Raw genomic sequence first — 8,494 nt, 5'->3', positions numbered from 1 at the left:
ATGACGGCGTCGCCGTCTTCCACCGCAAGGAAGACGCCAAGCCGACGCTCAAACACCTCGCGTTCCGCCGTCCATCCGGGCTGACCGCACCCGAAGCAAACGACCTTCTCGGTCGTCGCTCCTACCGCCCACTCCAGAAACTCGCTGACCAACAGGAAGTACACGCCACTGAGTCCCAAGACACCACCGTCTACACCCACAGCTGGCCGTCCCTTCGGGACGACCAGCTGGCTCAGCGTGAAACCGACCAGCCAGCCGATGTCACNACCTTCCTCTCGGTCGCTGTCTCGGAACTTCAGTCAATCTCTCCCGAACGAGCTGCCGCACTTGTCCTGCGGCAGTTCGAGGGCGACTCGTTTGACGCCCTCGAACGCCGTCTTCAGCGCAATCATTCGTTTCGAGAGGCTCTCAACTACACCGAGCCAGAGGACGTCCCGGATGGGACGTCGCTCTGGCGGGCCTTCGACGAACTTCATCCCGATGAACTCCGAGACTGCCTCCAGTCNGATCACGAACATGGCGGTGAGTTCGTCGTGATCGACGGGACGCACATCGCGGCGTGGGCGAATACGCGTGATGAGATCGAAAATGGCGAAGTTGACGGTGCGAGCTGGGGGAAACACGAAGGATCGTTTTACGGATACAAGGTGTTTCTCGTGGTGGATGCAGCAACGGAGCTGCCGGTCGCCATCACGATGGAGACCGGCAAGAGGAACGACAGTGCGGCGTTCGAACCGCTCGTTGAGGAGTTCAACGAGCGGTANTTCCATCGTTTCACCAACTCTACTGATGGAGTCCGGATTCAGGTCCGATCGTTCCGTCTGGCGATTTGATTTTGAACGTGCAACAGGGTACCCAAGATCAGTCGCAAGCAATTTCTGGTGTACGTCATGGGACCATATCGAACGTTCGGTGTCGAGACAGTTCTCTCTGAAGAGACCGACGCCGCTACTGAGAATCTTCCCTCGTTTGCGACGTGGGAGGAGTCTGCGGGTGAGTATTCCGAGGACGAAGTGCTGAAACTCCTCAAAGCAACACGGAATTGTCTTCGGGAACGCGAGTTCAACGCGTTTCTCGCTATCGATGTTGGCATCCCGCTCGATGAAATGGATGCAGCGACGCAGAGCATCGAATTCGCGCGCGCAAGCAACGTTGTCGTCTTCGTCGCTCCACAGGTGGGCGATAACCTCGGGGTTGGAATCGAGATCGGGAGTACATTAGAGGATATGTTGGCCGTCGAGGAGATGAGGAGACCGGCCGCCGAAGCGGTTCCGCCGACCCGAGCACGTCGATTCATGGTCGCAACTGAACCGGCTGTCCGGAGTGCGATGCTCGGCTCGGTTCACGCACGGTGGGATGCTAGCGTTCGCACGTTCACTGATGCAGAAGATCTTTGTCGGCTGTGCGCGCAGTTTTGTACCCATATTCAGAATGAGGAACTCTACGGAAAGCTTGAGCCGATCGAAGAGTGAGACTCGCGTGAGCGTCCAATGGCCTTCGCAAATCTCTCGGCTTGTTCGACATCGACGACTTCGGTCCAGTGGTCGGCTAGCATCTCGTGAGCGAGCATGTCTTTCACGATTGCGGGGACTTCGTACGGTGCGATTGCACCCATCGGATCGAACTGGTTGCTTTCGGCGAGCCGATGCGACCGAAGAATGCCGATGGCTTCGCCATTCTCGAACACGTACCGATACCTAATGTCGCGCTCGCCGTCCGTGCGGTCGCGCCCACGATGCAGGATCTCGACAGCGTGGTGTTCTACCTCGGCCACGGGTGGGCGGTCCTCGGATTCTTGGACTTGTTCGTCTGCCCAGACGTGATCGTCGGGGATTTCATACTTCGTCTGGCGACTCGGTTTGCTGTCGCTCATTGGTGAACAGCCTCCGATTGCTCGGTGAGCACACGTTCGATCAGATCGTACTTAGCGGCCATATGTGCAAGTTCCGCAAGCTGCTCGGCAGGCGCTAGTTCTGCGAAAAGCGCGGCAGAATTGTGGCCCGATGTATCTGCGATTACGTCCTCGGTACGAGCCGAGACGGCGATGATTGCGGCGTTCGTCCTTGGTTCTTCTACATTTCCGATGACCTCGTGCTCGCCAACTGCTTCGTCACACCGTCTTTCGACAGCGTATTCAGCGATCTCGTCAACCCCCTCAATGGTTGCCTCACGAAGCGTTTCGTAGCACTCGTCGAGCAATTCGAGATAGAGATCTCTGTCAGGCTGGTTCTCCGTCNCCCTCAATGGTTGCCTCACGAAGCGTTTCGTAGCACTCGTCGAGCAATTCGAGATAGAGATCTCTGTCAGGCTGGTTCTCCGTCATCGTGGTCCTCCGTTGTGCGGCGATCCAGTGCCTACGCGTGTGTCGTCGGTAGCGACCAGTTCGAGGAGTTGTTGCTGGACATCGCCAGCGACGAGTCGGCGTGCCTGCTCGGCGAGCCCCTGCACCGGATGCTTGCTGTTGACTCGTTTCCAGTCGAACGCATCGAGTTCGTACTCGCTGTGCTCCAGGACCGAGAACGGATTGTCGAAGCTCATCCGTTCGATCACTTTCAGCTGGCCGAGGACTCTGTCGTAGTTGACCGTCTGAATCGTGCCTGTCTCGTCGGCGAGTCGGGGGAGAATCCGTTCAGCGAGCGTCTCGATGCGCTGGTGGTAGGTCGCTTTCGAGAGATGAGCAACAGTTTCGGCGGCTGGATACTGTTGCTGTTCAAGCTGTTCAGTTGATGATCTGGACTGCGTGTCGTGACTCATTGGCTCTTTCCTCCACCTCTCTGGAGGAGAAAAATATGGATGCGATGGATCACGACACACCACCATGTCTGTGTCCACAATTCGTCCGGACGTGGCGGCCGGAGGAGAAGACTACTCGTCGAGGAACTCGATGCCCTGTTTTGCGACGTTGGCTGCGGTGATGGTGCCAGAGAGCCATTCCGGACCATCTTCGGGTGCGTCCTCCTCCCACGCCCANACGTTGGCTGCGGTGATGGTGCCAGAGAGCCATTCCGGACCATCTTCGGGTGCGTCCTCCTCCCACGCCCATCCCTCGTAGATATGGAGCTTGTTGGTCCCACGTTCACGGAGGCGGAGCTCCTGCCGGTCGGCGTCTGCTTCTGATGGTCCGGGGTTCAGCCGCCGAGCGGCTTTCAGGGCCGCCTGCCGGGGGTAATTCCCTACGAAAGCGCTGGGTTCACTACCATCCGCTTCGCGCAAACCGAAGCTTCGTTTGCCGTCTTGGCGAACCATTATGTATTCCCTCCAATCACGTTACTGACAGAGAGTGTATAAATGCACCGGCAAAATCGAGAGAAAGCTCTGGAATCGCGATCACAGCCGGGTAAAAGATGACTACTGTTGTTCGCGGAGTTCTGTTGCACGCTGCTGGAGCAATCGAAGGACTTGTTCACGCTGTTCGGTGGCGTTCTCATGGGCGACGTACTGCTTGACCGTCTTGACCGAGCGCATGCAGGCAACGCCGCCACNGGACTTGTTCACGCTGTTCGGTGGCGTTCTCATGGGCGACGTACTGCTTGACCGTCTTGACCGAGCGCATGCAGGCAACGCCGCCACGAATCAGCCGAAAGTTGGGTGTATCGAGCAACTTCTCTGGTGGAAGCTTGTCGAGGATGTGTTCAGAATCCTCTCTCCCGCCGTCAGTTCCGATTCTCGCCTGCGCGTCCATCAGTGACCCTCCGTGGCCGGAACAGAAGTATTCTCACTGGCCGGCGGTGCTTGTGGAGTATCTGTCCAACTGTCGTGCTGTGCGATCGCCTCTGTCAAAACTGTCGCAACGCGCTCTTCGAGTGGTCCTTGCTCTGGAGCGGTTACCACTGTATTGAGTTCGAGGACATCTTCGAGCGACACGCTGGAGTGGTGACGGTGATACTCGCGAAGTACGGTCGCTTTCATGGTCTCGCTGTCGGCGTCTGCGTCAGTCAGGGCTGCGAGAGCGCGGTCACGAATACTGGTTTGGCGGTTGCTTGCGGTCTCGGCGGCGCAAGTCGTGTACGACATATCAATTCTCCTCCATTCCTCGACGAGGCAAACAAACTAGGTGCGGACCGTCTCGCTACTGTTTCTAACACTTTTGAAGAAGTGAACAGACGGATTCGACTGACACTTGTCGTCAATGACTGAGCTAGCCTCTCTGTACTCTCACCTATTGTGAGGCTGTTTGAGGCAGTTCACCCGCCAGTAGCCGACCGATGCATACACCGCATCCATCCATGGAACGATTATTCCTGTTATCGAGCTATCGTTTGGCAGGCGGTTCTCTGACGGGGATTAGCTTGTGGCCGCTGACGACGAGCGACAGTCGCCACTCCTGGCTGAGAGAGATTCAATCAGCATCTTGCCGTGGCGGGAGTGGTCGATGAATTCGATCCGGTCCTTGGAGAGCTCTTCGAGTGCTTCGGCAGCACGGTACACTTGCCGCCATGCGAGCCCCTCGCCGGTTGCTGTCCGAAGGAGTGTCTTAAGATCATCCTTGAGAACACGTCCCTTTGGTGTCTTGTCGGACCATTCTTCCCAGTGTTCGAAGATCGAGACAGCCCGTTCGATGGAGGGGGTCACATCGATCCCGGTCTCATCGGTATCCATCACTGAAATCCGCTCAATGGGGGCCATGTCCGTGTGTTGTTTGGAGGTTTCCGCGTTGTTTCCGTTGTCTCGCCCAACAGGCTTGGCTTCCATATCACCGAGTTGCTCCTCAACGTCGACGATGTCCTCGATGATGTGTCCACGGCTGGCTTCGGCGCGTTCGAGTTCGCCCTGGAGTTCGTTGTGGTCGGCTTCGGTATTGTCAACCCGTTCCTCGAGCCGTTCGTGCGACGACCGAAGTTCGTGGTTCTCTCGTGCGACCGCGTGAAGCTCTTTTCGCTGACGCTCGCGATCGGCTTCGAGTTCGGAAACGCGCTCTTCGAGAGCGACAATTCTCTCGAACAACTGTTCGTCGGACTGTACGGCTGCCGTTCCGCTGGATGCGTGCATGCGTGTGACTCTGGTCCCGTGTGAACGCCGACGCCGGGAACGTCGCCTCCGAGAGATAGCTGTCGCTCGGTGCGAGGGGCAAGCTATATGACCTCGGAGGCAGAAGGAGTAGCTGTTCAGACAACCCCTTCTGCGCGCGGTTGTGTGCCTAGCTTTGCGTCTGCAATCATCACCCTCTTCCATATATAGCTTGCCCTACACCCCCTTCCGATAGATGGGCTCAACACCGATATCGACGTTCTAGAAACCGATATCGGATACAAGGACACCCGATCGGTGGTTCTAATCCTACACATTCCTGAATCCGGGCAGTATCAGATGTATCGAAGAGTGAGCTGGCTCACAGCGATGGATTATCCGATTTTGCAGTTCTTAGCGGATCTTGACGGCTATTGGATCAAGCCAGCGAGTATGTGTCTCAATCTACCATATGGACGACAAGCCGTCGCAAGCCATTGTGCGACGCTTGCAGAGCATGGACTAGTCGAACGACATGAGGATGTTGCTGCCTATCGGATCGTCGAGAAGGGCCGCGCGTATCTCCGGAACGAACTCTCGGTTGAGGATCTGCAAGAGACCTCTGGAGAAAACAACTGTAAGTAACAACTGTTTGTTTTGTTGCCGATCCCTATTTCAGTAAGAGGCAGCATTTGAAAATTCTGACGGGGGATTTATTGATGGGCAGTTAGTATACCACAGATCACAATGGTACGAACTGGATTTTCGAGGGCTCTCCAAGAAGTTTTCCATCGTTTCCGGGGGAAATCTATCCCTCCTCGAATTTGCGACAGGTGCGACACACGCTTTTATGAATTCGTGCCCAGCACTGCCGTGCTGAGGGCTGAGAGACGGGGAACAGGCAGCGTCCGTGATGGTGTATCTATGTGTGCTGCGTGTTCTGATGAGGATCTGGAGGCAGAGAGAGTCAGGAGTCAAATTCGCGAGCAAAAACGGAACAAGCAATGGGCGCATAGTGAAACACGGTCCGGCAACCTGTCGAATTATCTCTTGAGGGAGCCAGATGAGGTTAAAAACCCTCAGGACGAGTATTTAGCAATGTGGTATGGCGCGAAAGAGATACGCGAACGGCATGGAATTGACCCCGAGGAACAGTGGCGACAACGGAAGCAGGGACGATATGCCTGCTATGAAACTGGAGATTTTTACAGCAGCAAGCACCTTGAACTATTTAAGATCCGGGAGAGGGCTGCAGTGAACTGGTCACAGTGGCGACGCGTATCACCGGGTGTGGTTGGGTGGCTTGAAGACTACAAGAAATGGGTTAAAGAGGAAGAGCGGTCTCCACTTGCAAGGAACAACCACGACCTCAAGACAATACGAAATGTTTTGGGAAACATGGAAGAAAATCGGCCTGGGGATCGACAGAGCGAATCTACTCGCGTCGAATATCGCGACGAGTGAGTCCGGCACGATACTCAACGTACGCACGTTCGGTTTCGCTGCGGTAGGCAAGCGTCTGTCCGCTTTCGTAGTCAACGACAATCGCGTCTTCGAGTGCTTCGCGATTTCGAATCGTCTCACCGTTGGCTGCGAACACCGGGCCGTCAGGTTTGCGCACAGCTGCTCCGATATTCTCTCTCGGCGTTTCAGCCGGCCAGACACCTCGTTTTTCCCAGAACGTTCGCATCTCGAGAAGGCTCTTTCTGACGGTCTCGCGGATGGAGAGGTGATCGGCAGCCTGCCAGCCGTTGCGGGTCCAGTATTCTCCGAGGTACGCAACTCTCTGTGGCCCGTTCCAGTCAAGACCGACGATATCTGCGGGTGGCTCGTCGGTGATCGTTGGCTGTGTGAGCCGCTGAATCGCCGCGAACTGCTTCGGAGGACTCGCCCCGAGTAGGTGGATGCGCCGCCCTCGCCAATCATTTATCGTGCTGACATCTGTCGCTTGAATGTCCGAGTATCCCATCGAGTAGCCCAGAACGAACTGTTTGTCGATGATCTCAAATGCTTCGGGGCACTTCGGGACGATCACGAACTCGGTGGTGGGAAACTCGTCGACGAGTGATCGAGCGAGCCGTGTGTAATCGCGTGCCTGTTCGGGTGTCGTGACGTCACCGAGAACGCACACCCACGGCTGCTCGGGAAGTTCTCGGATACGTGCAACGTATCGGTCGGCATCGGGGTCGCGAAAATCGTTATCGACCATCAGAACGGGTGTCTCGACGTTTGCGAANGGAAGTTCTCGGATACGTGCAACGTATCGGTCGGCATCGGGGTCGCGAAAATCGTTATCGACCATCAGAACGGGTGTCTCGACGTTTGCGAAGTCGTCGATCTGGAACGAGTAGTCTTCACGGATACCGGGGAGAAAGCCGAGGTTGTAGGCGTCGGTGGCGAACGGATGGCGGTGGAGAAACGCCACGTATTTCGCTCGACGTGCAGCAGCGATGTCATCGGCGTCTCCAATCGCTCTTGAGTCCGCTTGTTCTNGGTGCGGTGCCGACTGCTGGTGCTGGCGGATGGGGTCGTGACATGAGAGAACATCCGAATCCGAATCGGACACTCCCCACACCGAGTGAGAAAGCAAGCTGTCCTTACTGGTCAGCACCGCCACCATCGTCGGTGAATGCAGCGAACTGGGCCTGCTGCGTATCCAGCTCTACGTCCACGTCGATCTGGCCATTCTGTTCTCCAGCCTCGTCCGCGCCATCTGTTGCTGTGGGCGGTGACGAACCGTCAGCAGATCCATCTTCCGAGGTGGACAGGAATTGTGGCGGTTCGCACTTCTGGATCGGCGCACCCATCAGCCCTTTCGAGGGCCTGACCTCCCACGCGGCCGTCGGATCAGCCTTGAGCGAGTCCCCGTGAATCGCAAAGCCAGGAAGTCCTCGAACTGCGAAGTTGATCGCGGCCATCTTGGTACATCTGCTGTCGATGTCCTGACCGACAAACACCGCTGCGTATGGCGATTCAGCACATTTTTCGAGTTGCTGTCCTGCACCGACAAGGAGACCACCACTCCCGCAGGTGGGGTCGTGGATCGTGATTGGATCGTCTGGGGTTGTGTTCTCGATCTGCTCGTTGGTGGGGAGCATCACCCCACCGAGCAATCGTGCGACATGCGGTGGCGTGAAGTGCTGACCATTTTCTTCGGATGGAGCACCGTACTCTTGGAACAGACAGCCGAGCACGTCGGCGTCGGTCTGTTCCNTGCTGACCATTTTCTTCGGATGGAGCACCGTACTCTTGGAACAGACAGCCGAGCACGTCGGCGTCGGTCTGTTCCATCGCTGCGAGCAAATTGGCAAAGGCTTCCGAATATGCTCTGAAAGCAGTCTGCGTCGTCTCTTTACCGAAATCACTCTCGTATCGGTTGGCCATCTCGCCGTGGCTGTCGTCGTCGCGTTGCAGGCTCGCGAAGACGATATCGATCCAGTCGCGAAACACGCGCGACCAGCCGTGGCCAGTCTGCTGATGCACATCGCTGAGTGAATCGAGAACTGGTTTCGTGTAGGTGTCGTCGAGATAGGGCATTGGCGTCTCC

Annotated in this window: 12 protein-coding genes; 5 read left to right on the top strand and 7 right to left on the bottom strand. The window is 56.6% G+C overall.

Annotation, left to right across the window (positions count from 1 at the left end):
* The first annotated feature begins 80 nt into the window (after positions 1-80).
* Positions 81-833 carry a transposase gene (locus C451_RS00585; protein ID WP_449271488.1) on the top strand — a complete coding sequence of 251 codons (753 nt, stop codon included), beginning with the start codon at positions 81-83 and terminating at the stop codon, positions 831-833.
* A gap of 27 nt (positions 834-860) precedes the next feature.
* On the top strand, positions 861-1,472 hold the full coding sequence (locus tag C451_RS00580; RefSeq protein ID WP_394295054.1) for a DUF7509 family protein: 612 nt from the start codon (positions 861-863) through the stop codon (positions 1,470-1,472).
* Here C451_RS00580 and C451_RS00575 read toward each other — a convergent pair.
* The 5 genes from C451_RS00575 to C451_RS23360 all read right to left on the bottom strand — a co-directional run bounded on the left by C451_RS00575 (position 1,442) and on the right by C451_RS23360 (position 4,599).
* Entirely contained in the window at positions 1,442-1,873 is a 432-nt protein-coding gene (locus C451_RS00575) for a hypothetical protein (RefSeq protein ID WP_007736500.1), read from the bottom strand. The genes C451_RS00580 and C451_RS00575 overlap by 31 nt on opposite strands.
* 446 nt (positions 1,874-2,319) lie before the next feature.
* Positions 2,320-2,754 (bottom strand): hypothetical protein, encoded by a 435-nt coding sequence (locus tag C451_RS00565; protein WP_007736497.1) that lies wholly within the window; start codon positions 2,752-2,754, stop codon positions 2,320-2,322.
* A 111-nt stretch (positions 2,755-2,865) separates the two neighbouring features.
* The gene (locus C451_RS00560) at positions 2,866-3,246 is read right to left on the bottom strand and encodes a non-histone chromosomal MC1 family protein (RefSeq protein ID WP_007736496.1); all 381 of its coding nucleotides are present in this window, start codon (positions 3,244-3,246) and stop codon (positions 2,866-2,868) included.
* A gap of 435 nt (positions 3,247-3,681) precedes the next feature.
* Positions 3,682-4,014 (bottom strand): hypothetical protein, encoded by a 333-nt coding sequence (locus tag C451_RS00550; RefSeq protein WP_007736495.1) that lies wholly within the window; start codon positions 4,012-4,014, stop codon positions 3,682-3,684.
* Between the two features lie 270 nt (positions 4,015-4,284).
* Positions 4,285-4,599 carry a hypothetical protein gene (locus C451_RS23360; protein ID WP_241431123.1) on the bottom strand — a complete coding sequence of 105 codons (315 nt, stop codon included), beginning with the start codon at positions 4,597-4,599 and terminating at the stop codon, positions 4,285-4,287.
* Positions 4,600-4,635: 36 nt separating this feature from the next.
* Between C451_RS23360 and C451_RS23355 the strand changes: the two genes are divergently transcribed.
* Both C451_RS23355 and C451_RS21430 read left to right on the top strand, forming a co-directional pair.
* A complete protein-coding gene (locus tag C451_RS23355; RefSeq protein ID WP_152420294.1) occupies positions 4,636-5,013 on the top strand; it encodes a hypothetical protein in 378 nt (125 codons plus the stop codon).
* A gap of 792 nt (positions 5,014-5,805) precedes the next feature.
* Entirely contained in the window at positions 5,806-6,411 is a 606-nt protein-coding gene (locus C451_RS21430; RefSeq protein WP_152420293.1) for a hypothetical protein, read from the top strand.
* On the opposite strand, the gene C451_RS00540 is transcribed toward C451_RS21430, so the two are convergent.
* Both C451_RS00540 and C451_RS00535 read right to left on the bottom strand, forming a co-directional pair.
* Positions 6,383-7,249, bottom strand: coding sequence for a DUF6610 family protein (locus C451_RS00540; RefSeq protein WP_449271487.1), 867 nt, complete (start codon positions 7,247-7,249; stop codon positions 6,383-6,385). The genes C451_RS21430 and C451_RS00540 overlap by 29 nt on opposite strands.
* Before the next feature lie 295 nt (positions 7,250-7,544).
* The gene (locus C451_RS00535; protein WP_007736491.1) at positions 7,545-8,171 is read right to left on the bottom strand and encodes an N-6 DNA methylase; all 627 of its coding nucleotides are present in this window, start codon (positions 8,169-8,171) and stop codon (positions 7,545-7,547) included.
* A 25-nt stretch (positions 8,172-8,196) separates the two neighbouring features.
* Between C451_RS00535 and C451_RS23350 the strand changes: the two genes are divergently transcribed.
* The gene (locus tag C451_RS23350; protein ID WP_241431122.1) at positions 8,197-8,442 is read left to right on the top strand and encodes a hypothetical protein; all 246 of its coding nucleotides are present in this window, start codon (positions 8,197-8,199) and stop codon (positions 8,440-8,442) included.
* Positions 8,443-8,494 lie beyond the last annotated feature (52 nt).

Origin of the sequence: Halococcus thailandensis JCM 13552 (genome assembly GCF_000336715.1) — an archaeon.
GTDB classification, from domain to species: Archaea; Halobacteriota; Halobacteria; order Halobacteriales; family Halococcaceae; genus Halococcus; species Halococcus thailandensis.
This window is presented reverse-complemented; position numbering and strand designations above follow the sequence as displayed.

Excerpts from the sequence above, each read along its gene's own strand:
- C451_RS00550 (WP_007736495.1), bottom strand. The coding sequence starts at position 4,014 with ATGTCGTACACGACTTGCGCCGCCGAGACCGCAAGCAACCGCCAAACC.
- C451_RS00575 (WP_007736500.1), bottom strand. The coding sequence starts at position 1,873 with ATGAGCGACAGCAAACCGAGTCGCCAGACGAAGTATGAAATCCCCGAC.
- C451_RS00565 (WP_007736497.1), bottom strand. The coding sequence starts at position 2,754 with ATGAGTCACGACACGCAGTCCAGATCATCAACTGAACAGCTTGAACAG.
- C451_RS23360 (WP_241431123.1), bottom strand. The coding sequence starts at position 4,599 with ATGGATACCGATGAGACCGGGATCGATGTGACCCCCTCCATCGAACGG.